We start from the raw sequence: 24,231 nt of genomic DNA, 5'->3' as shown, positions 1-24,231 counted from the left end.
TTTCGTGACAAACCGGACGGTCGTGGACGAGCACTCGGACCAGGCGCAGCGGCGCGACGTCGCCCTGTGGCGCTACGACGTGCTCGGTCGCGCGCCGGGCCGCGAGCTGCAAGCGCTCGTCGACATCGCCGCGCAGCTGTGCGCCGTCCCGACGGCCGCCATCAACCTCATCACGTCGACCGAGCAGCAGCAGATCGCCACCACCGGCTTCGAACCGTCGATCTGCGCGCGCGAGGACTCGATGTGTGCGGCCGTGCTCGAGCACACCGACCGGGTCGTGGTGCCCAACGCAAGCGTCGACGAGCGCTTTCGCGACAACCCGTTCGTCACCGGGATCCTGGGCGACGTCCGGTTCTACGCCTCGGCCCCCCTCACGACCCCCGAGGGCGTGATCGTCGGTCGCCTCTGCGTCTTCGACGGCGTGCCCCGTGAGCTCGACGAGGCGCAGGAGGAGGCACTGGTGGCCATCGCCGAGCGCGTCGTCGACGTGCTCGAGCTGCGCCTGCGCACGCGCGAGCTGGAGGACTCGCTGGCCGCTCTGACCCAGGCCCGCGACGAGCTGCACCGCTCCAACGAGGCGCTCTCGGTCTTCGCGGGCCAGGTCAGCCACGACCTTCGGACGCCCCTCACGGCCATCATGGCGAGCACCGAGATGCTCGGCCAGCGGGAGGCCGTCGTCGCGGACCAGTGGTCGGGTCGCCTCGTGGCCACGGCGTTCCGATCCGCCACGCGCATGGCCGGCATGATCGAGCAGATCCTCGCCCATGCCCGTGTCGGAGCCGAGCTGCACAAGTCGCCGACCGACCTTCGCACCGTGCTCGACTCGGTGCTCGAGGACCTCGCCCCGACGCTCTCCGCCCGACGGGCCTCCGTCGATGTCGGCGACCTCCCGAGCATCCCGGCGGACGCCCAGCAGCTCTACTCGGTGCTGCTCAACATCGTCTCCAACGCGATCAAGTACGCCCGTCCCGACGTGCCGCCGGCCATCGCCATCACCGCAGACCAGCACGACCGGTCGTGGCGGATCTGCGTGCGCGACAACGGCATCGGCATCGCCCCGGCCGACCGCGGGCGGGTGTTCGACCTCTTCAACCGGGTCGAGACCTCGGTCGACGGCAGTGGCATCGGGCTGGCGACCGTCAAGCGCATCATCGAGGCACACGGCGGCTCGATCGGGATCAGCCCCGTCGACGGACCCGGCACCATCGTGTGGTTCGAGCTACCGGCGGCCGACAGCTCCGACGAGGTCCGCGAGTCCTGACCGGCCTCTGCGCCCGCCCAAGCACCAACCAGGCGACCCCGAACGACACCGGCGCACGCAGGTCGATGAATCCGCCCTGGACGACCAGCAGCGCGAACGTCGATGCGGCGGTGCCGTCGTCCATCGACTGCAGGAAGGACGTGGCGCCCGCAGCCACACCACCGTCGAGCACCGCGGCCGCGGCGAGCACTGCGACATCGACCAGAGCTGCGAGTGCTGCCCAGCGCAGGCGCTCCCCGACCGTGCCCGACGGAGCACCCTGACGGATCGGTCCTGAGAGGCCGACCAGCCGGTCCGGCCCGAGCGGATCGAGCGGATCGAGCGGCCCGACCGCCTCGAGGGCCCCGAGCTCCCCGAGCGGCTCGGCACGGTCCTGCGCGGCAGGCTGCGCGCCGGGCTCGTCGACGGGCCCGCTCACCGGGTCGCTGCGCGGCTGCAGCCCGGACCGGGTGAGGGCCGCAGCCAAGGTGACGCCGAAGCCGGCGACACCCAGCAGCACCGGTGACGACGCGGCGATGAGCACAGCGTCGGCGGCCGCGGCCGGGCCGTAGCCGGCCCACGCGACGAGCACCGGTGGAACCGCCTGCACGACCGCACTACCCAGGCATGCCCGCGCGACGAGGGAGTCCCTGCGGTCTCGGGCCAGGCGTCCGTGGGAGTGGCCCCTCGCCTGGCCGCCCCATCGCAGCGGGTCTGCCCGCGTCGCGTCGCCGTGAGCCGGTCCGGGCATCCGACGCTGCACCTGACGCGATGTGGCTCGGCCCGGTGTGAGGGGGCCGCTCACGGCACGAGCCTCGGCCAACGCAGCGGGTCGGACCCGAGACTCGGCCCCGTCGTGGTGCAGGCGCGCTCGTCGGCACCCTGCACGATGCGCAGCTCGGGCCGGCCGGCCGCGACCGCCACCAGGTTGTGCGCGCTGTCGGTGCCCGCCCTCAGGTAGTCCGAGTGGCCTGTTGACGTGCGGCCCGCGTCGACGAAGGCGGCCCGGGGCCGCATCCAGTGGTTACAGCCTGAGCCAGGGTCCTTCAGTGCGAACGTCGAGAGCCGCAAGGACCCATCCACCTCGGACGGGCGCGTGCCGTGCACCATCCAGCCGTAGCTGAACACGTCGTCGCCGACGGCGCCCAGAACGTTGAGCGCACCTGGCTTCAGTGCGGTCTGCGCGATGTCGGTGAACGGCAGTCCGGGAGCCCCGAAGACCACGACGTCGTCGATCGAGCTCGTGCGCAGACTGGCGAACCCGGCCAGCGTGGCGCCATAGGAGTGCGCCCACACCGTCTGGTGCGCGGGCCCGTCACGGGCCGCCTCGAGCCCGGTCACGAAGTCCGCGAGGGCTCCTGCGTTCTCGCGGGCAAGCTTGCCGTTGAGGACGTTCCGGTCGATGGACGACGTGATCTCGTGCACCTGGGGTGCGTCGTAGCCGATCCACGTGACGACGGCGACATCCTCCCCCTCTGCGATCGCCCGCGTCTCGGAACGCATCCTGACGAACGTGTCGTCGTAACGCCCCAGGTCTGCACCCACCATGGTGGACAGGCCGCCCACGAAGGTGACGACGTGCTCGGCACGGTCGACGTCTCCCACGGCGACGACGGCCTTGAGGTCGGGCTCCCGAGCGTCGAGGAGAAGCAGCTTTCGCGGCGCCCCGTCACGGCGGGCGAGGACGTCACGCACCGCGCGTATGCCGTCGAGCTGCTCCTGTGCTCGCGTTCGCTCGGCGGCGTTCCAGGGCGACGCCTGGCGCTGCGCCTCGCGTGCCCGAGCGGTCGCCGTGCGCTCGGCCCGGTCGAGAAGGACCAGGTTCGCCTCGTGGCGCGCGGCCGCCGGCACCCCGTCGCGAGGACCCACCCACTCAGGTCGCTCGCGAAGGGCCTGGTGTCGCTCCTCGTCAGTGAGGGACCGCCACCACGCCGCCGACGCGAAGACGCCGGCGGACGCCTGGGGCGGCACCGTCAGGTCGCTCCCTTCGAGGTCGGAGTCGGTGGTCGACTCAGCCGCCGGTCGAGCCGTCGATCCCGCCGCAGCGAGAGAGGTGGCTCCTCGCGCCGCGGCCAGGAGCGCGCGGTGCAGGTCTTCGTCGGTGCGGGTGGCCGCGCGCCGAGCCTGCTGCAGGCAGGCGTGGACCTCGGCCTTGAGCAGGTCGTCGAGGCGCGCTCGGTGCGACTCCCCGACCGGGTCGCCGAGGGAGGATCGCACCGGGAGGAACAGTCGCCCGTCGGCGTCGACCCAGGCACCCTCGTCGGACGCGCGGTGGTCGGCACGCCCGACCAGCTCGAGCGCGCTCTGCAGGCGTTGGGCGGCGTGGGCCACGGCGTTCGCCGCCACCGCGATGCTGCTCGCGAGCTGACCCAACCCGGCGACGACGGTGCCGTAGCGGTCGGCCGCGGCGCCCGAACCGGCACCGGTCCAGCGGGGCGCGGCCGAGCGGCGCCACAGCACCAGCTCGGCGAGCACGACGAGCCGGCACCGCCGCTGTTCCAGCCGCCGGCTCACCTCGAGCAGCAGCTGCGGACGGGAGGCGCGGATGTCGCGCACGGACAGGCCCGGGCCCACGGCCGTGGTGCTCACCGCGTGCCGTCGGCGGCGGCGCCACGTGCGTCACGCCGGGTGGCGCGGAGCGCTTGCCGGGCCACCTGTTCGACGGCGTCGTAGCCGTCGGCGGCGAGGCTGACGCGGCGACCGAGCTCGCGCAGCTCCCACTGTGCCGTCGACAGCCGCGCCTGCCACGCAACCGCCACCTGCGACAGCCCCGAGGCGCAGCGACCACCCGGCAGGGCGATCGCCACCGGCCGGAGGTCGTCGGCCACCCCGAGGCGCCGCACCTGCCCCAGCACGTCCTCGATGGTGGCCACGCTCTCCCGCAGTGCCGCGGTGTCGATCTGGTATCTCATGACCTGCTCCCTTCCCGAGGCCAGCCACGCTAGGTCGCCGACTCGGGGCCCGGCTGGCGTCATCCACAGGCTCGGGAGGGTGGTCGTGACACGGCAGCACCCCAGACCCAGAACGCACACAGCAGAACGCCGCACCCCCTTCAGGGGTGCGGCGTCCGGGCGGCGACGGCGGGGTCGAAGCGCCGTCACCGCCAGCCGCTGGAGGTGGAGCCAACGCGGCCGATGGGGTGGGTCGAGACGAGCGGGAGCCGGCCGGGCGGCATACGCAAGGAAGCCTCAGGCCCAGGGGGCTCCCGTTGTCAGCGACTCGGGACGACGAGCTGCTGCCCGACGTGTATCTCGGTGGTGCTGAGGCTGTTGGCGACCTGGAGCTCGACGACACCGTCGGCGACGGACAGCTGAGGCAGCTCCCGCGCGGCGATGCCCGACAGCGTCTGACCCGAGCCGACCGTGACCGTGTGGGAGCCGGAGGACGCCGAGGCCAGCTGGCCGGCCAGTCCGACCGCCAGCAAAGAGACGAGCGCGGCGACGAGGAGCGCGACCACGAGCCGACCGAACCGGGTCAGGCGCAGGGGCGGCTGGGCGGCCCGGGCGGCACGGACGGCCTCACGCCCGGTCGGCACCAGCACGAGGTGCGGACGGGCCGCGGGCTGCTCTGTGGTCTGCGGCTGACGAACGGCCTCGAGGACGATGGCGCTCATGGTGACCTCCCCTTGCTCCTGAACTGGCGAACATGTGTTCGATAGAACGTCTGTACGATTTGTAGCACGTATGTTCGAGGAAGTCGAGACACGCATCGAACAGGTGTTTGGCAACTGTGTTCGAACCTCGTTACTCTTTCCTCACACCACACACCTCACCAGCCACCACTGACACTGGCCCTCGAGCGGTCCTCGAGCACTTCTCACGCGGTCTCGAGCCAGGTTCAGCACACGGTCTGACGAGCCGACGAAGGGGATCACCATGGGCGTGACCGAGCTTCCCGATCGCGAGACCGGCGACGGACTGACCGTGCGCCAGCGGCGCGTGCTCGAGGTGATCCGCAACTCCGTCGACCGCCGGGGCTATCCGCCGAGCATGCGCGAGATCGGTGACGCCGTCGGCCTGGCGAGCCCCTCGAGCGTCTCCCACCAGCTCAACGCTCTGGTGACCAAGGGTTACCTGCGCCGCGACCCCAACCGCCCGCGCGCCCTCGAGATCGTCTCCCCCGACGCGACGGCCGAGGAGGTCGGCTACCGCAGCGGAGACCACTACGACACCGAGACCGACTCCGGCGACGCCCGTCCCGAGGCGTCCTACGTGCCCGTCCTCGGCCAGATCGCGGCGGGCGTCCCCATCACGGCCGAGCAGGTCGTCGAGGACGTCTTCCCGCTGCCGAAGCAGCTCGTGGGCGAGGGCGACCTCTTCCTGCTCAAGGTCAACGGCGACTCCATGGTCGACGCCGCCATCTGCGACGGCGACTGGGTCGTCGTGCGCCAGCAGCAGCACGCCGACAACGGCGACGTCGTCGCGGCAATGCTCGACAACGAGGCCACCGTCAAGACGTTCAAGCGCGTCGACGGTCACGTCTGGCTGATGCCGCACAACGAGGACTTCTCCCCCATCGACGGCGACCACGCGACGATCCTCGGCAAGGTCACCGCCGTGCTGCGCCGCATCTGACGAGCGGGGTCGCCCGCCGCGGCGGGGGCCCGCTTCCAGTAGGCGTATCGCCTCGGCGGGCGCCACACTCTGACGAGTGAGTCCTGCAGAGGAGACCGCCATGGCAGCCGGGCGCACCCGCGACGTCGTCTACACCTACCGCTACCTGCGGGGCGCGATGATCGCGCTGTTGCTCATGCTGCTGCTTTCGGTGGGCTACGAGTGGTGGTGGGAGACCGGCCACACCTGCTGGCTCGGCTCGATCAGCGCCTACTACTACACGCCCGCGCGGACCGTCTTCGTCGGCTCCCTCTGCGCCCTAGGCGCGAGCCTCATCGCCTACAAGGGGCACTCGTCCGAGGAGGACGTGCTGCTCAACTTCTCGGGATTCATGGCGTTCGTCGTCGCCATGGTGCCGACCGTGCCCGACGACCGCTGCGGGCCGAACGCCTACACGCAGACACCGGCCGAGATCGCGGCGGCGGTGCGCAACAACATCTGGTCGCTCGTCGTCGTCGCCGTGATCGCGGCCGTCATCGTCGCAGCGCTCAAGCGGGGCGCCGTGCGGCGCGATGCCGCTGCGCGACCGACGACGCGGTCGGTGCTCGTGACCCTGGGGTGCGCGGGCGTTCTGCTGGTGGAGCTCACCCTCTTCCTCGTCCTTCGCGACCGTTTCATCGCCCTGAGCCACGGCATCGCCGCGGCAACCATGGTGGCCGGGGTCATCGCCGTCATGGTGCTCAGCGCGCTGCGCACCGAGGCGCGCCACCGGGCGGTCGGCGACGACGACGACGGGCGGGGCTATCGCCGCATCTACCTCGCCATCGCGGTCGCACTCACCGTCGCCTTGGCCGCCACGGTCGTCGCGGCGCTGACGGTCAGGGGCTTCGCCCACCTCGTCCTCGTCGCCGAGGTGATCGTCATCGTGCTCTTCGCGACGTACTGGGGCGTCCAGACGAAGGAGCTGTGGGACCTCGGCGAGGTCTCAGCCGACGAGGCGCGCGACCTCGGGTCCCGCGTCGAGTAGCCCTCTGCGGCTCACGACAGGGGCGTCGGTTCGCCGAGCGACCCGAGCCACCACGTGCCCGCGTCGCCGTACTCCGTCCGCTCTTCCGCCGTCATGGTGGCCACGACCCGCAGCCAGGACTCGGCGCGAGCGAGCCGTCCCAACTGCAGTGCCGCGGGCAGCGCCCGGCGGAGCCGGGTCGCGGGAACGACGTCGCTCCACACCTCGAGCCCTGCGTCGGCCACCCGTCGCAGCCGTGGGTCGTCGGGGGCTGCCTCGAAGCGGTGCACAAGCACGTTGAGCGGGATGAACAGTGCGGTGAGGGGGTGCGTCAGCACTGCGTCGCCGAAGTCGAAGAAGCGCATGCCCCCCGGCCTGGCGAAGACGTTGTTGGGGTGCAGGTCGTTGTGCACGAGGTTCACGCCCGTCCCGAGGGCGTCGAGCTCCTCGCCCCAGCGTGCGACCGTGGGGAGGAGTCGGTCGAGCCTCGCTGCCACCTCCGGCCCCATCCGCCGCGGGTCCCCCTCGGGCAGCGCGACCAGTGAGGCCGTCCTCCCGCTCACGTATGCCGCCGCGTGCGTCGGGTGGAGCAGTGCTGCGCCGGCCGCCTCGAGCTCACGCTCGTGCCCGACGAGCTCGCGCTGCAGGTGCATAGCCTCCGCGGCGACGCGGCACCACGCGTCGACGTCGTCATCGGCCACGGTGTCGGCGAAGACCGGGCCCTGGTCGGGCGCGAGGTGCAGGCCTCGCTCGAGGTCGGCGGCGACGACCGGCACCACCCGGTCGGGGGCGAGCCGGTCGAGGACGACGAGCAGCGCGGCCTCGAAGGACTGGTGCGCGCAGTTCTGCTTCGCCCAGTAGGTCGTGCCGTCGGACGCCAGCGCACGCCACACCGTCGACCATGGTCGCTGGTGGACGGGCTCGAGACGGACGAGCTCGCTGCCGAGCCCACCGAGGGCTTCCTCCAGCCACGTACGGAGCTCGGCGGCGAACCCCTCGGACGCCCAGCGCACGGAGGGGCCGGGCCCCTCCTCCGGCAGGGCGGCATACCTCCTCGGCGGGTCGTCGGGGCGGTCCGCACCGCCCTCCGAGTCAGTGGCCGAGGGCATCGCGCAGCTCGGTCAGGGTCTGCCCCAGCGGCGCGTGGAGGCGGATCGTCGCCTCGGCGTCAGCGCGGGTCGCCGACCGGGTGACGATGGCGACGGGCACGGCGCGCTGGTGGGCGCGGCGCACGAAGCGGTAGCCACTCATGACCGACAGCGACGAGCCGAGCACGAGCACGGCGCCGGCCGCTTCGACCAGGCCGAAGCAGCGCTCGACGAGCGCCTTGGGCACGGACTCGCCGAAGAAGACGACGTCGGGTTTGACGGTGTCGTTGCCGCAGACGAGGCAGCGCGGCGCGTGGAAGGACTCGACGAGGGCGTCCGCCAGCACGATGTCACCGTCGGGCCGCACCTGCTCGCCCCACTGGGACCCGACCGAGGTCGCGGCCTCGGCGAAGCGCGCCATGAAGCCAGGGTTGGCCTCGGTCATCCTCTCGTGCAGGCCGATTCGTGAGGTGTACTCGCCGCAGGTCAGACACACGGCGCGCTCCAGCGACCCGTGCAGCTCGACGACGTCGGTCGCGCCCGCTGCCTGGTGCAGGCCGTCGACGTTCTGCGTGATGACCGGGCCGACGTAGCCGGCTCGTTGGAGGTCGGTGACGACCCGGTGGCCCTCGTTGGGGGACGCGGCGTTGAACCGCTGCCAGCCGATGTAGCTGCGGGCCCAGTAGCGACGACGAGCACCGCTGCTGCCCGCGAACTCGCCGTACGTCATCGGCTCGACCCGGCGCGTCCCGTCGGGCCCCCGGTAGTCCGGGATGCCCGACTCGGTGGACAGGCCCGCGCCGCTCAGGACGACCACGCCGCCGGCGCTGACGAGGTCGACGAGGTCGTCGAAGGTGCCGAGGTCGTGCGTCTGCAGCGGCAGCGTGCGCGACGTCGACAGCCGGGTTGTTGCGCCCGGAGCGCCCGTGGCGCCTGTCGCGTCCGTCGCCCGAGGAGGTATGCCGGTCGGCTGGTGCACCCGGCCAGCCTACGTGGGCGACGCGACCTCGCTCGAGCGCGAGGAACGCGCAGGATTCCATAATCTTCGGTTATGATCGGTGCATGATCGACGCTGCCGGCCTGCGGGTCATGAAGGCCATTGCCGACGAGGGAAGCTTCACCAGCGCCGCCAACGCGCTCGGCTTCACCCAGCCGGCCATCTCCCAGATGGTGCGGCGCCTCGAGCAGCGCACCGGCACGGTGCTCGTCGAGCGCTACGGTCGGCAGGTCCGGCTCACCGAGGCCGGGCAGGTGCTGGCCCGCCACGCGGTCGGCGTCCTCGCCGCCCTCGACGCCGCCGAGGAGGAGATCAGCGCGATCGCGGGGCTGCGCGCCGGTCGCGTGCGCATGCAGGCCTTTCCTAGCTCGTCGGCGACCCTCGTGCCCCGCACCCTGGCGATCCTCAAGGCGAGGCACCCCGACATCACGGTGACCTTCACCGAGGCAGAGCCGCCCGAGTCGCTGGCCGCCCTTCGCAACGGCGACTGCGACGTCGCCGTCGCGTTCGCCTACGAGGGCGGTGACCTCGGCGAGCTGGAGGAGGACCTCTCGCTGCTCGTCACCCGACGCCTCATGGACGACGAGGTGCGCCTCGTCGTGCCGGGCTCCCACCCCCACGCCCGCGACGCGGCCGCCGTCCTCACCGACTTCTCGGATGACGAGTGGATCGCCGGCTGTCCCCGGTGCCGCGGCCACCTGCTTTCACTCGCCGACACGGCCGGCTTCCGGCCCAACGTCGCCTTCGAGACCGAGGACTACGTGGCGCAGCTCGGCCTCGTCACTGCCGGCCTCGGCGTGGCGCTCGTCCCCGACCTCATCCTCACCGCGGCCAAGCACGACGAGGTCGCGACCCTGCCGCTGTCGCCCGCTTCACGGCGCCAGATCCTCGCAGTGACCACCCCCGACCTGCAGCGCGTACCGGCCGTGGCGGCGGCGCTCGATGCGCTCTGCGAGGCCGCCGGCGCCGATCCGGCGACCTCCACGGCCGAGCTCGTCGGCGCCAAGGCCTGACACTCACACCCTCCGCGCCGCGCCGGACGCCTTCGTGACCGGCAGAATGCGGACATGACACGGGTTGCTCTCGCCGCCACCGGTCCAGCTCCGCTCGAGGCCGGCCTCGAGGCCGCGGCCGACGGCGGCAACGCCGTCGATGCCGCGATCGCGGCGGCACTCAGCGCGATGAGCACCGAGCCGGGTGTCGTCAGCCTGATGGGCGGCGCCTACGTCAACGTGTGGCCCGCCGGCTCCGATCCCGTCGTCGTCGACGGCAACGTCGAGATGCCGGGCCGCGGCCTCGACGCCTCGGCCTTCGGTCACGGCGTGCGCGAGGTGCGCACTGACTACGGCGGCGGCGTCACCATCGGTGCCGGGCACGGCTCGGTCGCGAACTCCGGTGCCCTGCAAGCCCTCTCGCTCGCACGAGACAGGTTTGCCCTGCTGCCGTGGCGCCGGCTCGTCGAGCCGTCAGCGCGAGCCTGCCGCGACGGGTACCGCATCGGGGCCGCCGCAGCGCTCTACCTCGGCATCGTCCGGGACACCCTCTTCGGAGCCGACGCCGAGGCGCACGCCCTTGTCACCGGTGCCGACGGCGGCGCCGTGCAACCGGGAGAGACCTGCCTCAACATCGACCTCGCCGACATCCTCGAGCTGCTTGCCGTGCAGGGCGTTTCGCTCTTCACCACGGGCGCCGTCGGTCGGGTGCTCGTCGACGACATGGCCGCGAACGGAGGGCTCGTCACGGCAGCCGACCTGACGGCATACGAGGCGGTCGTGCGCGCCCCGACGATGCGGGCGGTCGGCACCTGGAGCGTCGCCCTCAACCCGCCACCCTCAGTGGGCGGCCCGATGCTGGCGGCGATGCTCGGGCAGCTCGCCCGCCACGAGCACTGGACGTGGCCCGAGGTCATCGACATCCAGCGCCACGTCCTCGCCTATCGGCTCTCGGTGCACGACCGGTCGCGCGACCTCGACGCCGACGGTCACGCCCTGCTGGAATCGGTCGAGCGCCACGGGCTCGCCGGCCTGCCGACGTCGGCCTCCACGGCCCATGTGTCCGCTGTCGACGAGCACGGGAACGCTTGTGCCATAACGATGTCGAGCGGATACGGCGCGGGCATGGTCATCCCCGGCACCGGCATCCTGCTCAACAACGCGCTCGGCGAGCCCGAGCTCAACCGGCTGGGGCTGCACGCCGTCCCGCCCGGAACCCGGCTCGCCTCCAACATGGCTCCCACGACCGCCCGGAGCGCGATGGGGTCCGCGCTCGCCGTCGGCTCCCCCGGTGCCGACCGCATCACGACGGCGCTGATGCAGGTGCTGGGCCGCAGCCTGCTGCTCGGCGACGACCTTCAGCACGCCATCGACGCACCGCGGCTGCACGTGCGGTTCCTCGATGACGGCTCGCCGCGCGTCGAGCACGAGCCGTCCGACGAGATCGCCGCGGCCGCCTCGGCCGGAGGCCTGCCCGCGCACCGCTACCCGGGACCCCACATGTACTTCGGGGGCGTCGGCGCAGCCCTGCTCGGAGCCGACGGCCTCGTCGCGGCCGGCGACGCGCGGCGGGAGGCCGCCGTCGGGGTATCTCCTTGATGGCTGACGCCAACGCACCGTGTCCCCGTGCGACGGACGTCACCCGGCACGCCACCCATCCGGGTCGCCGCCGGCGCCGAACATCTCGCGTCGACCCCTACGAGAGGCCACCTGCGATGACCATGACCGACGACCGCCCCGACGCCGACGCCTCCCTGACGGCGGCGCCGAGACCCGCACGACCCGACGCGGTCGCCGCGCGGGTGGCCGCCGTCGTCTCCCCGCTCTTCGGGGGCCGGCTTCCGGTGCGCCTCAAGGCCTGGGACGGCAGCGTCGAGGGGCCGACTGACGCCCCCACCGTCGTGCTGCGCGACCCGGCGGCGCTGCGGCGTCTCGTGCGCCATCCCGGCGAGCTCGGACTGGCCCAGGCGTACGTCACCGGTGAGCTCGACGTCGAGGGTGACCTGCTCGACGGGTTCCGACGGGTGTGGTCGAGGGCGCGCTCGCTCTCCGGCGGCCGACCGTCCGCCGCGATCCTGGCCTCCGTGGCGAGGACCGGCATCAAGCTGGCGCTCGACCTCGGGGTGGTGGGGCTCCCGCCCGAGCCGCCCGTGTCGCAGGCGCGCCTCCGCGGTCGGCTGCACACGAAGTCGCGCGACCGGAGCGCCATCGAGCACCACTACAACCTCTCCAACGACTTCTACGCGCTCATCCTCGACCCGCACATGGCGTACTCCTGCGGCTACTGGACGAGCACCGGCCCCGGCTACACGGTCGAGGACGCCCAGCGCGACAAGCTCGACCTCGTCTGCCGCAAGCTGGGCATCGAGCCCGGCGGGAGGCACCTCGACATCGGCTGCGGCTGGGGCTCGCTCTCGCTGCACGCCGCCGAGCAGTTCGGCGCGCACGTCGTCGGCGTGACGATCTCGAGCGAGCAGAAGGCGTTCATCGACGAACGCATCCGCGAGCGCGGGCTCCAGGGTCAGGTCGAGATCCGGCTGCAGGACTACCGCGAGGTGCCCGACGGCCCGTTCGACACGGTCAGCTCGATCGAGATGGGCGAGCACGTCGGCCAGAGGAACTACCCCACGTTCACCCGCCAGATCGAGCGCCTGCTGCGTCCCGGCGGCCGTGCGCTGATCCAGCAGATGTCGCGCACGTCGAGGCCGGGTGGAGGGCCCTTCATCGAGGCGTTCATCGCCCCCGACATGCACATGCGACCCGTCGGCGAGACGGTCGGCCTCGTCGAGCAGGCCGGCCTCGAGGTGCGCGACGTGCACGCGCTGCGCGAGCACTACGTGTGGACCGTGAACGCGTGGTACGACACGTTCGAGGCGAACTGGGACCGTGTCGTCGAGATGGTCGGCGAGGAGGTCGCGCGGGTCTGGCGGCTCTACCTCGTCGGCGGAGCCCTCGCTTTCGAGGAGGGTCGGATGGGAGTCGACCAGATCCTCGCGGTCAAGCCCACGAGCGACGGTCTCAGCAGCATGCCGCCGGTCCGGACCTGGTGACGGCGTGGGCGTCCTCGGAGTGATGGTCAGCACGGCTCTCGCCGTCGTCGTGGTGCTGGGCATCACGTTCCTCGTCGCCCTGCGGGTCGGCAAGCAGGCCGTCATCGACGTGACGTGGGGGCTGGGCTTCGTCGCCATCGCCGTGACCGCGTTCGTCGTGACCGACGGTCAGGGTGACTCGCTGCGTCGGTGGCTGGCACTGCTGCTGACCGCCGCGTGGGGGGTCCGGCTCGCCACGCACATCTACCGCCGCTCGCGCGGGAAGGGCGAGGACCCCCGGTACGAAGCGATGCTGGCTCGCGCAGACGGCAACCCCGACGCGTACGCGCTGATGCACATCTACCTGCCGCAGGGCGTCATCATGTGGTTCGTCTCGCTGCCCGTGCAGGTCGCGATGGTCGTCCGTGGTGGCCTCGGCTGGGTCCTCTGGGCCGGCGTCGCCGTGTGGGCGGTCGGGTTTGTCTTCGAGTCGGTGGGCGACCTCCAGCTCACCCGGTTCCGGGACGACCCGTCCAACAAGGGCAAGGTGCTCGACACCGGCCTGTGGCACTACACCCGCCACCCCAACTACTTCGGCGACGCGAGCGTCTGGACGGGACTCTTCCTCGTCGCCGCGAGCGCATGGCCCGGCGTCCTGACGATCCTGTCGCCTGCCGTCATGGTCTGGAACCTCTACGGCGGAACGGGAAAGAAGCTGCTGGAGAAGGACATCGGCAACCGCCGACCGGAGTACGCCGAGTACGTCCGCCGCACGAGCGGCTTCTTCCCCCTGCCTCCGAAGCGGGTTCGCTGACCCGGTGCGGTTCGTTCGGCGGGTGCCGCGCGTGCGCCGCGGGGGTCGGGGATGATGGAGGCATGCGCCCGCCACTCGCCGACGTCCTCGACCTGCAACCGCACCCCGAGGGCGGCTGGTACCGCCAGACGTGGGCCGCCCCCGACACGGTGACGCTTCCCGACGGTCGCACACGGGCCACGGCGACCCTGATCCACTTCCTGCTGCCGGCGGGTGAGTCGTCGGCGTGGCACCGGGTCGCTTCCGACGAGGTCTGGATCGCGCACACCGGGTCGGTCGTGCTCGAGCTCGGTGGCGGCGGCGCTGCGCCCGAGGCGGCCGCGCAGTCGGTCGTCGTCGGTCTCGACCTCACGGGCGGCGAGGTGGCCCAGGCCGTCGTGGCCGCGGGCGTGTGGCAGCGCACCGTGCCGGGCGACGCCGATGCGCTCGTGAGCTGCCTCGTCTCCCCTGGCTTCGACTTCGAGGACTTCGAGCTGGTCGAGGACGCCGACGTGCAACGGGCCACAGCCGGCCCGGAGGACGAGCCCGTCGCCCCCGAGGCGCCCACGAACCCGGCCTGAGGCACGGGTGTCATCCAGACTCTGCTGAGACCTCGGTTGCCGTCGGTGACGATCGCGACGTCTCCCTCGGTGTCGGTGCGATGGATGGCAAAACCCCTGTCCTGCAAGGCTTTCATGGTCGCCGGAGCCGGATGGCCGTAGTCGTTCCCCTCTCCGACGCTGATCACCGCCAGGCGGCCCGCGACCTCGTCGAGGATGCGGTCGTCTCGGTTGCTGGAGCCGTGGTGGGCCACCTTCAGGACGTCGATGCTGCCCCAGCGCAGCGGGTCGAGCTGCGACTCGCGGACCACCTGCGCCGCGGCCTCCCGTTCGATGTCGCCGGCCAGCAGCACGGTGACGCCGCGCACGTGCATCGTGAGGACCACCGAGCCGTTGTTGGGCACCGAGCCTGCGTCGATGCGACGCGCCGGCCACCACACGTCCGCGGTGACACCGCCGACACTCAGCGACTCACCTGCTCGCAGCTCACCCAGAGGCGTGTGGTGCGCTGCGGCCAGCTGGGACACCCGCCGCGCCTCGGCAGGAGGGTCGAGCACGGGTGACGCTCGGATCTCGGCCACCGGACGTTCGAGGACCGCGGAGAGTCCACCCACGTGGTCCGCGTGGTAGTGGGTGAGCACGACGAGGTCGACGACGGTGACCCCGATGCGGTCGAGGCACCGGCGCATCGGCTCGGGCTCGGGACCGGAGTCGATGACGACCACGTGGCCCCCGCCGTTGTCGGCGACGAGCCCGTCTCCCTGCCCGACGTCGCAGGCGATGAGCACCCAGCCGGGCGGCGGCCACGAGATCGCCGTCGTCGGAACCGCCATCCCCGCGGTGAGGACCACGACCGCGACCGCCACCGTCGGCCGGTGCCGGGTGCGGTGCCAGGCCCAGGGACCCAGCGCGATGACGGCGACCGTGACCGCTGCGAGCAACACTGCCGCACCGGCCGAGTCACCCCAACCCACGCTCCCGAACGGCAGGCCGGCGCACCAGCGTGCGACAACGGCGATCGCCTGCGCCGGCGCGGCTGCTGCCCAGGCCAGCCAGGCGGCACCCGTGGTCGACGCGACCGACACGACCGCCACCGCGACGCCGATGACCGTGGTCGGCGCCACGAACGGGGCGGCGAGAAGGTTCGCGAGCACGGCGACGAGCGAGACGCTGCCCTGAAGGGGCACGACGACTGGGGCGCACACGGCCTGGGCGGCAAGGGGGATGGCGAGGACCGGCCCCAGGGACGTCAGCGGTCCCGGCAGCAGGCGGCCGAGCGACCTTCCCCACGGCGGCGCCAGGACGAGCAGACCGAGCGTTGCGAGGCTGGACAGGGCGAACCCGTAGGAGCGGGCGAGCCACGGGTCCCACACGAGCAGCACGGTGATGGCGCCGGCGAGCGCCGGGATGCCCGCGCGACGCCTCGAAGTCGACAGTGCCAACAGGCCGACGAGTCCCATGACGGCGGCGCGCACGACGCTCGGCTCGGGCCTGGCGAGGATGACGAAGCCGAGCAGGGCGAGCCCGGCGACCGGTGGGCGCCATCGCCGACGCACGCCGACGAGGCTGCAGCCCCACATCACGCTCGCCAGCACGAAGGTGACGTTGCTGCCCGAGACTGCGCTGAGGTGTGACAGGCCGGTGGCGAGCATCGCCACCGTCAGGTCAGGAGGAGTGCGCGAGGTGTCGCCGACGACGAGGGCCGGCACGAGCCCTCGGGCGTCGGGCCACACGGCGTCGGTCGCCGCACGGAACCGTTCGCGCACGACGTCGGCGGCCGCGAAGACGCCACCCGCGTGAGCCACCAGCGTCACCGGACCCTTGGGACTCGCCACCGCGACGACGTCGTCACCGGGCTCGGCCGGCTCGAGCCGCACGACGGCCTCGACCTCGTCGCGCCAACGCAACCCCGACCAGGCCGCACCACTGCCGATGACCAGCACCGGCGAGGCCACGGTCGTCAGGCGTCCTCGCCCGAGCACCTGGGTCACGTCGAGACGCACCACGCTGAGCGCCGGGGCGCCGCCGCCTGGTCCACCGCCACGGTCGGTGCGCACGGGACGAGGCTCGGCCGAGACGGTGGCCGTCAGGGTCACGACGGCCCGTTCGGCCGTCAGGGCGTCGAGCGGACCCACCGAGGCCACGGCCCGATGGCACGCTGCCGCACCCAGCAGCAGAGCCAGGACCGCGCTGCCCATCCCCAACCCACGCACCGCCGTCTGGTGCCTGGCGAGGATGGCGACTAGCAGGGCGCCGACGGCGGCCAGGGCCACGCACCAGTCCGGGGCGACGAGTCCCCAGAAGGCAACGACCGGCCAGGACACGAGCACGGGCACGAGCAGCCGGAGGTCGAGGCGGCGACCGGTCGTAGGACGCACCCGGCGCACGGTCGAGCGACCCGTCAGGACGACGAGAGACGGACCCCGCGGTTGCTGCTCCCGCGCTGACCCCCGCGCCGCGCCCCGGGCCGGTTCGTGTTCGGCCCTCACAGTGTGACCCGGGGACGGAGCCGCTCGAGGAGCTTGTCGCCGATGCCGCTCACCTCGCCGAGCTCGTCGACCGACGTGAAGCGGCCGTGCTCGGTGCGCCAGTCGATGATGCGCTGCGCCAGCACCGGGCCGACGCCCGGCAGCGAGTCCAGCGCACCGGCATCCGCCGAGTTGAGGCTCACGGGCGCCCCGGACGCCGTCCCGGGCCCCGCGCCGCTGCCCGACGCGGACCCGCCGGCGCCTCCCGGCCCGGGTCCCGGGGCGGCTGAAGCCTCGCCGGGCCGGGGCACCCTGATCTGCTCACCGTCCACGACCACGCGGGCAAGGTTGAGGGCGGCGACGTCGGCGCCCGCTCGTGCACCTCCGGCCAGCCTGATCGCGTCGGCGACCCGCGACCCGGCACGCAGTCGGACGAGTCCCGGACGCAGGACCTGCCCGACGACGTCCACGACGAGCTCGGCGCTGGGCGTGGGCGTGGCTGCCCCGGTGGGCTCGCGCGCGCCCGTGGACCCCACGCCACCCGTGGACGGCACCGAGGCCCGGGCGGGAGCCGTGCCGCCGACGACCCGGACGGAGCGGGACGCACTCGGTGCGACGTCGGGCGCCGACGCCGACCTCTCGGCCCAGAGCACCCGCAGCACGAACGCGCACCCGACGGCCACCACGAGGGCGATCAGGGAGATGAGCGCCGCGCTGCTGATGCTGCGCCGACCCGACCGCAGCTCGTCGGGAACCGTCAGCAGCCCCGGCCGACGCGCGCGACGCAGGTCGGCGTCGAGCTGCGACACCTCGTCGTCGGCAGTGGACGCCGTCCGGCGGCGCACGGCGTCCCCCGCTGCGGCCACCGAGCCCGCCACGGAGCCCGCCACCGAGCCCGCCACCGAGCCCCGCGAAAGAAGCCTCGACCCACCAGGGGGCGGCGGCACCCAGCCCCCGTCGGACGCCGGCTGCGCCAGCCGCTCGATGGGGCCGACGAACGGATCGTCCGCCTCCTCCGTCGCCTGTTCAGGCTCGAGACCCCCGGGCCATGCAGTTTCGGAATGGTGCCGTCGCGCACCGAGCACCCGAGCCGCCCGCTCGAGGTCGGTCGGTCTCTGGGACGCACGGAACGGCATACGTCGACGGTAGGAAGCGCACCACCGACGTGCGGAGGCCGGCACGGGACTGGGGACAACGCGCCCCGGAGCCGAGGGGGTGTGGACGGCCACAGCCCGAGACGCTCCGCGCGTCGATTCACGCCACCGCGCCCGCCTGGTCCAGACTGCTCCAATGGCTCGGCACATCATGACCCTCACCTGCGACGACCGCCCCGGCATCGTGGCAGCCGTCTCGTCGGGGCTGCTCAAGGTCCAGGCGAACATCGTCGAGAACCAGCAGTACTCCGACGAGGACACCGACCTCTTCTTCATGCGCACCGTCTTCGACGCCGAGGCCGAGGACGTGGAGCAGGTGCTGGACGCCATCCGGCAGAGCCCGGCCATCGCGCACCAGCACCTCGCCGTGCGTCCCGAGGACGAGCACTGTCGCACGATCATCCTGGTGAGCAAGTTCGACCACTGCCTCCTCGACCTGCTCTACCGCTGGAAGTCCGGCGACCTGCCCATCGACATCGTCGGTGTCGTGTCCAACCACGAGGACTGCCGCGCGCTCGTCGAGTACTACGGGCTGCCCTTCACCGTGATCCCGGTGACGTCGGAGACGAAGGCGGACGCCGAGGCCGAGCTGCTGCGCCTCGTCGAGGCCAACGGCGTCGGCCTGGTCGTGCTCGCCCGCTACATGCAGATCCTCAGCGACTCGCTGTGCCGCTCTCTCGCGGGGCGCGCGATCAACATCCACCACTCGTTCCTGCCGGGTTTCAAGGGCGCCAAGCCCTACCACCAGGCGCACGACCGCGGCGTCAAGCTCATCGGGGCCTCCGCGCACTACGTGACCGCCGACCTCGACGAGGGCCCGATCATCGAGCAGGACGTCGTCCGCGTGACCCATGCCGAGACGCCGTCCCGGCTCGTCGCGCTCGGCCGCGACGTCGAGCGGCGGGTCCTCTCCCGTGCGGTTCGCGACCACGCCGAGTCGCGAGTCTTCCTCTCGGGTCGCCGCACCATCGTCTTCTGACCGACCGAGGGCGTATGCCGCCCGGCGGGCCCTCTCGTCGGCGCCGGTAGCGTGCGTGGCATGAGCGACAGGGAGTTCGTCGTCGGTCGGCCACACTTCGGGCGCTTCACCCGCACCCCCGAGGAGAACGCGCGGGCACTGGCGGAGGCACGGGACGCCCTGACGACGGCGGTCGCTGCCGACCTCACGGAGCCGGGGGCTCCCGACCTGCTCGACGCCACGATCGACCTGGCCGAGGCGCTCACGATCGCCGGGCACGAGGGCGAGGCGATCGCCCTGGCCGCGCCCGCCGTGCAGCTCGCTCGCGACGCCGCCCGCACCGAGAGCCTCGGCTGGGCGTTGCTGGCGCTCGCCACCGCCGAGCACTACGCCGGTCTCCCAGCAGAGTCCGAGCCCCACTTCGACGAGGCGCTGGCGGTGGCGCGCGCGGGCGCCGACCGAGAGCTCGAGCACTACGCGCTGCACCACCTCGGCCGGTTCCTCGTGGACGAGGGACGCAGCGACGACGCGGTCGAGGCCTTCACCGCCTCGCTGGCCATCCGCGAGCAGGTCGGCGAGCCCCGCGCGGCGAGCACCCGCGCCGCACTCGAGGCGCTGCTCAGGTCTCGTCGCTGACGTGCCGCTGACGCCACCAGCCGACGACGTTGTTCTTGTGGCGAGCGAGCACGAGCAGCCCGATCGCCGTGAGCCACAAGCCGGTCCACACGTCGCCCGGTGCATGCCCCGTCCAGATGACGACCGCCACCACGAGCATCGCGAGCGACCCGAAGATCGAGCCCGCCGCCACCCATCGGGTCAGGGCGACGCCCACCGCGAAGACCACGACCACCACGAGCGCGACCCACGGGTGCACGCCGAGCAGGGCGCCGAGCGTCGTCGCAACCCCCTTGCCACCGCGGCCCCTGAGGTAGGGCGACCAGATGTGGCCCAGCACGGCGGCGATGCCGGCGGCGTAGGCCAGATGTGCGCCACCGAACCAGTGGCCGGCCACGAAGGCCGGAACCAGCCCCTTGAGCACGTCGAGCACCCCGACGACGACGCCCCACTTGCGGCCGAGGACCCGACCGGCATTGGTGGCCCCGGGGTTGCCGGAGCCCGATGAGGCGAGGTCCTTGCCGAGCAGCCTCGCGATCATCGTCGCCGGGTTGAGCGCCCCGATCAGAAAGGCGCCGAGGACCACTGCGGCCCAGGTGAGCACGGTGCCGGTGCTCACGACCCGGCGTGCCCGTCTGGGCCCTGGGCCGGCGGCTCGGGCAGGGACTCGCCAGGGTGCGGCGACACGGCGATGGCCACGGTGCCGGGACCGACGTGGGCGCCGACGACCGCGCCGAGCTCGACGACGAGCACCTTCGGGGAGCCGGGAACGAGCTCGCGCAGCTCGGCGGCGATCTGGTCGGCTCGCGCCGCGGCGTCGAGGTGGTGCACGGCGACATCTGCGACGTTGCCGCCCTTCTCGACGTGCTCGACGACCATGGCCTCGATGCGGGCCACGGCTCGCGAGGAGGTGCGCACCTTCTCCACCGGGACGATGCGGCCGCCGCGCACGGCGAGGATGGGCTTGATCGCGAGGGCCGACCCGAGCAGGGCCGAGGCGGCTCCGATGCGCCCGCCCCGCCGCAGGTGCTCGAGCGTGTCGACGTAGAAGAGCACGCCGGAGGGCTCCAGTCGGGCACGGATGACCTCGAGAACCGTTGGCACGTCGGCACCCCCGGCCGCCGACTCGGCCGCCGCGACGACCGCGAAGCCCATCGCCATCCCGATGGTCTCACTGTCGACCACCTCGACGGGAACGGGTGCTTCTGCGGCAGCGAGCCGGGCGGCCTCGACGGTGCCCGACATCTGTGAGGAGAGGTGGACCGAGACGATCGCGGTCGCGCCCTCCTCGGCGAGGCGCTGGTAGGTCTCGGCGAACACCTGCGGAGTCGGCCGCGAGGTCGTGACGATGGTGTAGTCGCGCAGGGCTGCGGCGACCTGCTGGGCGGTGATGTCGCGACCTTCGATGTGGTCGCGGCCGCCGACGACGACGTGCAGAGACACGATCTCGATGCCGTGCTGCTCGATGACGTCGGCCGGGAGGTATGCCGTCGAGTCGGTGACGATCCGCGTGGTCACGTCGCGCTCCTTCCGCACGGGGCCGGTGGCTGGTCCCAACCTAGTGGCGGCCAGGACATGCCCGCGGTAGCCCGCACGTGCTCGTGCGCGAGATCGCGCGCCCGCTGCGCCCCGGCGACACCCCCTGCGCGATCTCACGCCCGACCACCGCCCCGACACCGATCGAGAGAACACTCCGTCATGACGGAGTGTTCTCTCGATCGGGCGACGTTCGGTCGGGGCTGCGCCGGTCAGGCGGGGACGACGTTGACGAGCTTCGGGGCGCGGACGATGACGGTCCGGATGCCGCCCGCGGTGGCCGCCTGCACCTTCTCCCGGGCGAGCACCAGCTCGCGCAGCTCGTCCTCGGTGATGTCGGGGCTCACCTCGACGCGGTCGCGCACCTTGCCCTTGATCTGGATGACGCAGGTGACCTGCTCCTCCACGATCTTCGCTGGGTCGCTCACGGGGAAGGCGGCATACGCCACCCCGCCCTCGTGACCGAGGCGCTGCCACATCTCCTCGGCGATGTGCGGCGCGACGGGCGCGAGCATGAGCACCATCGCCTCGACCACCTCGCGCGGGGGCGCGTCGAGCTTCGTCACGGCGTTGTTCAGCTCGATGAGCTTGGCGATGGCCGTGTTGAACCGCAGGCCCTCGAAGTCCTCGCGGACGCCTGCGATCGCCTGGTGCAGCTGGGTCGTCAGCGCCTGGCCGACCTCGACGTCGGCGACGCGCACCTCACCGGTCGCCTCGTCGACGACGTTGCGCCACAGCCGTTGCAGGAAGCGCTGCGAGCCGACGACTGCGCGGATCTCCCACGGCTTCGACAGCTCGAGCGGGCCCATCGACATCTCGTAGACGCGGAAGGTGTCGGCGCCGTAGGCGTCGTACATCTCGTCGGGGCTCACGGAGTTCTTGAGCGACTTGCCGATCTTGCCGTACTCGCGGTTGACCGGCTGTCCCTCCCACGTGAAGGTCGGCTCGGTGCCGTGGCTCCCCGCGTGCTCCTCGACCTCGGCGGCCGGGACGTACTGGCCGCGACTGTCGGTGTAGGCGTACGCCTGGATGTAGCCCTGCGAGAAGTACTTCCGGAAAGGCTCCTCGCTGCGCACGTGACCGAGGTCGAAGAGGACCTTGTGCCAGAAGCGCGCGTAGAGCAGGTGCAGCACGGCGTGCTCGACGCCGCCGACGTAGAGGTCGACACCGCCCGGGTCGCGGGTGCCCGCCGGCGCGCCCTCGACCGCGGCATCGTGACGGCCGAGCCAGTACGCCTCGTTGACCGGGTCGACGAACGCGTCGTGGTTCGCGGGGTCGAGGTAGCGCAGGTAGTACCAGCACGACCCGGCCCAGTTGGGCATGGTGTTGGTCTCGCGGCGGAACTTCCGCAGGCCACGCCCGTCGCCGAGGTCCTTCTCGACCTCGACCCACTCGGGCACGCGCGACAGCGGCGGCTCGGGGCTGCTCTGCGCGTCGTCGGGCTCGAACGTCTTGGGGCTGTAGTCGGGCACGTCGGGCAGGGCCAGCGGCAGCTCGTGCTCGGGCACGGCGTACGCGACGCCGTCCTCGTCGAACAGGATGGGGAACGGCTCGCCCCAGTAGCGCTGGCGGCTGAAGAGCCAGTCGCGGATGCGGTAGCTGATCGTGCCCTCGCCGATGCCTTCGTCCTCGAGGAACGCGATGATGCGCGCCTTGGCCTCGGCGACGTGGAGGCCGTCGAGCGAGACGCGCTCGCTGGCGGAGTTGATGGCGACGCCGTCGCCCAGGTACGGCTCGTCGTCGGGGTGGCCCTCGGTGGGCTGGACCGTCCGGATGATCGGGATGTCGAACTTCTCGGCGAACTCCCAGTCACGGGTGTCCTGCCCTGGCACGGCCATGATCGCCCCGGTGCCGTAGCCCATCAGGACGTAGTCGGCGACGAAGACCGGGATGCGCTCTCCCGTCAGGGGATTCGTGGCCCAAGAGCCGGTGAACACACCGGTCTTGTCCTTGCCCTCGGTCTGTCGCTCGACGTCACCCTTGCGCGAGGCCGCCAGCTGGTATGCCGTCACGGCCTCCCTCGGGGTCGCGCTCGCGTCGGCGTCCGTCCCCTTCCAGGCATCCTTGGTGCCCTCGGGCCAGTTCCCTTGCGGCACCAGGGAGTCCACCAGCGGGTGCTCGGGCGCGATGACCATGAACGTGGCGCCGAAGATCGTGTCGGGGCGCGTGGTGAAGACGTCGATGCCGTCCTGCTCGCCCGTGCCGGTGACGACGGGGAAGGTGACGCGGGCGCCCTTGGACCGACCGATCCAGTTGCGCTGCATGAGCTTGACCTTCTCGGGCCAGTCGACGCCGTCGAGGTCGTCGGCCAGCCGGTCGGCGTACGCGGTGATCCGCATCTTCCACTGGCTGAGGTTGCGGCGGAACACCGGGAAGTTGCCACGCTCGGAGCGTCCCTCGTTGGTGACCTCCTCGTTGGAGAGCACGGTGCCGAGTCCCGGGCACCAGTTGACCGGCGCCTCGGACGTGTAGGCCAGGCGGTACCCCTCGAGCACCTTCGCCTGCTCGGTGACCGACAGGTCGGCCCAGACGCGGCCCTCGGCATCATCGACGGCGCGACGGCCGGATGCGAAGTCCTCGACCAGCTCGCTGATGGGGCGGGCCTTCCCGCGTCCGCCGTCCTCACGGACCCCATCGGCGTCGTACCAGGCGTCCCAGATCTGCAGGAAGATCCACTGAGTCCAGCGGTAGTACTCGTCGTCGATGGTCGCGAAGGTGCGGCGGTTGTCGAAGCCCAGGCCCAGGCGGCGCAGCTGGCGCTTCATGTTCGTCATGTTCTCCTCGGTCGTCTTCCGAGGGTGCTGCCCGGTCTGGACGGCGTACTGCTCGGCCGGCAGCCCGAACGCGTCATAGCCGAGGGCGTGCAGGACGTTCTTGCCGAGCATCCGGTGGAACCGGCTGTAGACGTCGGTCGCGATGTAGCCGAGCGGGTGGCCCACGTGCAGGCCGACACCCGACGGGTACGGGAACATGTCCAGCACGATGAGCTTCTCGCCGCGGGCGGCGACCTTCCCGGGCTCGGCCCACGGCCCGGCCGGGTTGGGGGCGTTGAACGTCCCCTCCTCCTCCCAGCGGTCCTGCCAGGCCGTCTCGATCTGCTGGGCCATCGCGGCCGTGTAGCGGAAGGGAGTCTCGTTCGTCTGCTCGCTCATGTCGTCTCTCTCGTCGCTGCTCGTCGGGGCAAAAGAAAACCCCTCACACAGGAGGGGGAGCCGCGTTGATGTCGGGAGTCCCGACGTTCG

At 72.1% G+C, this 24,231-nt stretch carries 20 protein-coding genes and 1 pseudogene; 10 read left to right on the top strand and 11 right to left on the bottom strand.

Annotated elements, in window-relative coordinates:
* The first annotated feature begins 4 nt into the window (after nt 1-4).
* The gene (locus AB4091_RS18815; protein ID WP_442293821.1) at nt 5-1,261 is read left to right on the top strand and encodes a sensor histidine kinase; all 1,257 of its coding nucleotides are present in this window, start codon (nt 5-7) and stop codon (nt 1,259-1,261) included.
* On the opposite strand, the gene AB4091_RS18810 is transcribed toward AB4091_RS18815, so the two are convergent.
* The 4 genes from AB4091_RS18810 to AB4091_RS18795 all read right to left on the bottom strand — a co-directional run bounded on the left by AB4091_RS18810 (nt 1,179) and on the right by AB4091_RS18795 (nt 4,853).
* Nucleotides 1,179-1,850: a hypothetical protein gene (locus tag AB4091_RS18810; protein ID WP_442293819.1), complete on the bottom strand. Its 672-nt coding sequence runs from the start codon at nt 1,848-1,850 to the stop codon at nt 1,179-1,181. The two genes, AB4091_RS18815 and AB4091_RS18810, sit on opposite strands and share 83 nt — an antisense overlap.
* Nucleotides 1,851-2,041: 191 nt before the next feature.
* On the bottom strand, nt 2,042-3,829 hold the full coding sequence (locus AB4091_RS18805) for an alpha/beta hydrolase (protein WP_442293817.1): 1,788 nt from the start codon (nt 3,827-3,829) through the stop codon (nt 2,042-2,044).
* Nucleotides 3,826-4,152 carry a hypothetical protein gene (locus AB4091_RS18800; RefSeq protein ID WP_442293815.1) on the bottom strand — a complete coding sequence of 109 codons (327 nt, stop codon included), beginning with the start codon at nt 4,150-4,152 and terminating at the stop codon, nt 3,826-3,828. The genes AB4091_RS18805 and AB4091_RS18800 overlap by 4 nt, the downstream gene beginning before the upstream one ends.
* Nucleotides 4,153-4,451: 299 nt before the next feature.
* The gene (locus tag AB4091_RS18795) at nt 4,452-4,853 is read right to left on the bottom strand and encodes a LysM peptidoglycan-binding domain-containing protein (protein ID WP_442293813.1); all 402 of its coding nucleotides are present in this window, start codon (nt 4,851-4,853) and stop codon (nt 4,452-4,454) included.
* A gap of 262 nt (nt 4,854-5,115) precedes the next feature.
* On the opposite strand from AB4091_RS18795, the gene lexA reads away from it, so the two are divergent.
* Both lexA and AB4091_RS18785 read left to right on the top strand, forming a co-directional pair.
* Entirely contained in the window at nt 5,116-5,814 is a 699-nt protein-coding gene (gene lexA / locus AB4091_RS18790) for a transcriptional repressor LexA (protein WP_442293811.1), read from the top strand.
* 76 nt (nt 5,815-5,890) lie between these two features.
* Nucleotides 5,891-6,820 carry a hypothetical protein gene (locus AB4091_RS18785; RefSeq protein WP_442293809.1) on the top strand — a complete coding sequence of 310 codons (930 nt, stop codon included), beginning with the start codon at nt 5,891-5,893 and terminating at the stop codon, nt 6,818-6,820.
* Between the two features lie 11 nt (nt 6,821-6,831).
* On the opposite strand, the gene AB4091_RS18780 is transcribed toward AB4091_RS18785, so the two are convergent.
* On the bottom strand, nt 6,832-7,908 hold the full coding sequence (locus AB4091_RS18780; RefSeq protein ID WP_442293807.1) for a phosphotransferase: 1,077 nt from the start codon (nt 7,906-7,908) through the stop codon (nt 6,832-6,834).
* The gene (locus AB4091_RS18775; RefSeq protein WP_442293805.1) at nt 7,892-8,866 is read right to left on the bottom strand and encodes a Sir2 family NAD-dependent protein deacetylase; all 975 of its coding nucleotides are present in this window, start codon (nt 8,864-8,866) and stop codon (nt 7,892-7,894) included. The genes AB4091_RS18780 and AB4091_RS18775 overlap by 17 nt, the downstream gene beginning before the upstream one ends.
* Before the next feature lie 83 nt (nt 8,867-8,949).
* Here AB4091_RS18775 and AB4091_RS18770 point away from each other — a divergent pair, with 83 nt between their 5' ends.
* From AB4091_RS18770 to AB4091_RS18750, 5 genes are all read left to right on the top strand, one after another.
* The gene (locus AB4091_RS18770) at nt 8,950-9,897 is read left to right on the top strand and encodes a LysR family transcriptional regulator (protein ID WP_442293803.1); all 948 of its coding nucleotides are present in this window, start codon (nt 8,950-8,952) and stop codon (nt 9,895-9,897) included.
* A 54-nt stretch (nt 9,898-9,951) separates the two neighbouring features.
* Nucleotides 9,952-11,475: a gamma-glutamyltransferase gene (locus AB4091_RS18765; protein ID WP_442293801.1), complete on the top strand. Its 1,524-nt coding sequence runs from the start codon at nt 9,952-9,954 to the stop codon at nt 11,473-11,475.
* Between the two features lie 116 nt (nt 11,476-11,591).
* Nucleotides 11,592-12,926 carry a class I SAM-dependent methyltransferase gene (locus AB4091_RS18760; RefSeq protein WP_442293799.1) on the top strand — a complete coding sequence of 445 codons (1,335 nt, stop codon included), beginning with the start codon at nt 11,592-11,594 and terminating at the stop codon, nt 12,924-12,926.
* A gap of 4 nt (nt 12,927-12,930) precedes the next feature.
* Entirely contained in the window at nt 12,931-13,719 is a 789-nt protein-coding gene (locus AB4091_RS18755) for a DUF1295 domain-containing protein (protein WP_442293797.1), read from the top strand.
* 62 nt (nt 13,720-13,781) lie between these two features.
* The gene (locus AB4091_RS18750) at nt 13,782-14,279 is read left to right on the top strand and encodes a cupin domain-containing protein (RefSeq protein WP_442294098.1); all 498 of its coding nucleotides are present in this window, start codon (nt 13,782-13,784) and stop codon (nt 14,277-14,279) included.
* A gap of 287 nt (nt 14,280-14,566) precedes the next feature.
* Here the strand turns inward: AB4091_RS18750 and AB4091_RS18745 are convergent.
* Together AB4091_RS18745 and AB4091_RS18740 are read right to left on the bottom strand one after the other, a co-directional pair.
* Nucleotides 14,567-15,910 (bottom strand): annotated as a pseudogene (locus tag AB4091_RS18745) (ComEC/Rec2 family competence protein); the annotation flags it as partial.
* An 833-nt stretch (nt 15,911-16,743) separates the two neighbouring features.
* The gene (locus AB4091_RS18740) at nt 16,744-17,616 is read right to left on the bottom strand and encodes a helix-hairpin-helix domain-containing protein (protein ID WP_442293795.1); all 873 of its coding nucleotides are present in this window, start codon (nt 17,614-17,616) and stop codon (nt 16,744-16,746) included.
* 400 nt (nt 17,617-18,016) lie between these two features.
* Between AB4091_RS18740 and purU the strand changes: the two genes are divergently transcribed.
* Nucleotides 18,017-18,859 (top strand): formyltetrahydrofolate deformylase, encoded by an 843-nt coding sequence (gene purU / locus AB4091_RS18735; protein WP_442293793.1) that lies wholly within the window; start codon nt 18,017-18,019, stop codon nt 18,857-18,859.
* 60 nt (nt 18,860-18,919) lie between these two features.
* Nucleotides 18,920-19,474, top strand: a complete 555-nt coding sequence (locus AB4091_RS18730; RefSeq protein WP_442293791.1) for a tetratricopeptide repeat protein — start codon at nt 18,920-18,922, stop codon at nt 19,472-19,474.
* On the opposite strand, the gene AB4091_RS18725 is transcribed toward AB4091_RS18730, so the two are convergent.
* The 3 genes from AB4091_RS18725 to leuS all read right to left on the bottom strand — a co-directional run bounded on the left by AB4091_RS18725 (nt 19,458) and on the right by leuS (nt 24,141).
* Complete coding sequence (locus tag AB4091_RS18725; protein WP_442293789.1) at nt 19,458-20,072, bottom strand: glycerol-3-phosphate acyltransferase; 615 nt, start codon at nt 20,070-20,072, stop codon at nt 19,458-19,460. The genes AB4091_RS18730 and AB4091_RS18725 overlap by 17 nt on opposite strands.
* Nucleotides 20,069-20,971: a DegV family protein gene (locus tag AB4091_RS18720; RefSeq protein ID WP_442293787.1), complete on the bottom strand. Its 903-nt coding sequence runs from the start codon at nt 20,969-20,971 to the stop codon at nt 20,069-20,071. The genes AB4091_RS18725 and AB4091_RS18720 overlap by 4 nt, the downstream gene beginning before the upstream one ends.
* A gap of 230 nt (nt 20,972-21,201) precedes the next feature.
* Nucleotides 21,202-24,141 carry a leucine--tRNA ligase gene (gene leuS / locus AB4091_RS18715; RefSeq protein WP_442293785.1) on the bottom strand — a complete coding sequence of 980 codons (2,940 nt, stop codon included), beginning with the start codon at nt 24,139-24,141 and terminating at the stop codon, nt 21,202-21,204.
* Nucleotides 24,142-24,231 lie beyond the last annotated feature (90 nt).

The sequence above is a fragment of the Terrabacter sp. 2RAF25 genome (assembly GCF_052115265.1).
Lineage (GTDB): Bacteria > Actinomycetota > Actinomycetes > Actinomycetales > Dermatophilaceae > Terrabacter.
Note: the sequence above shows the minus strand (reverse complement) of the source record. Positions and strands in the feature narration are given on the sequence as shown.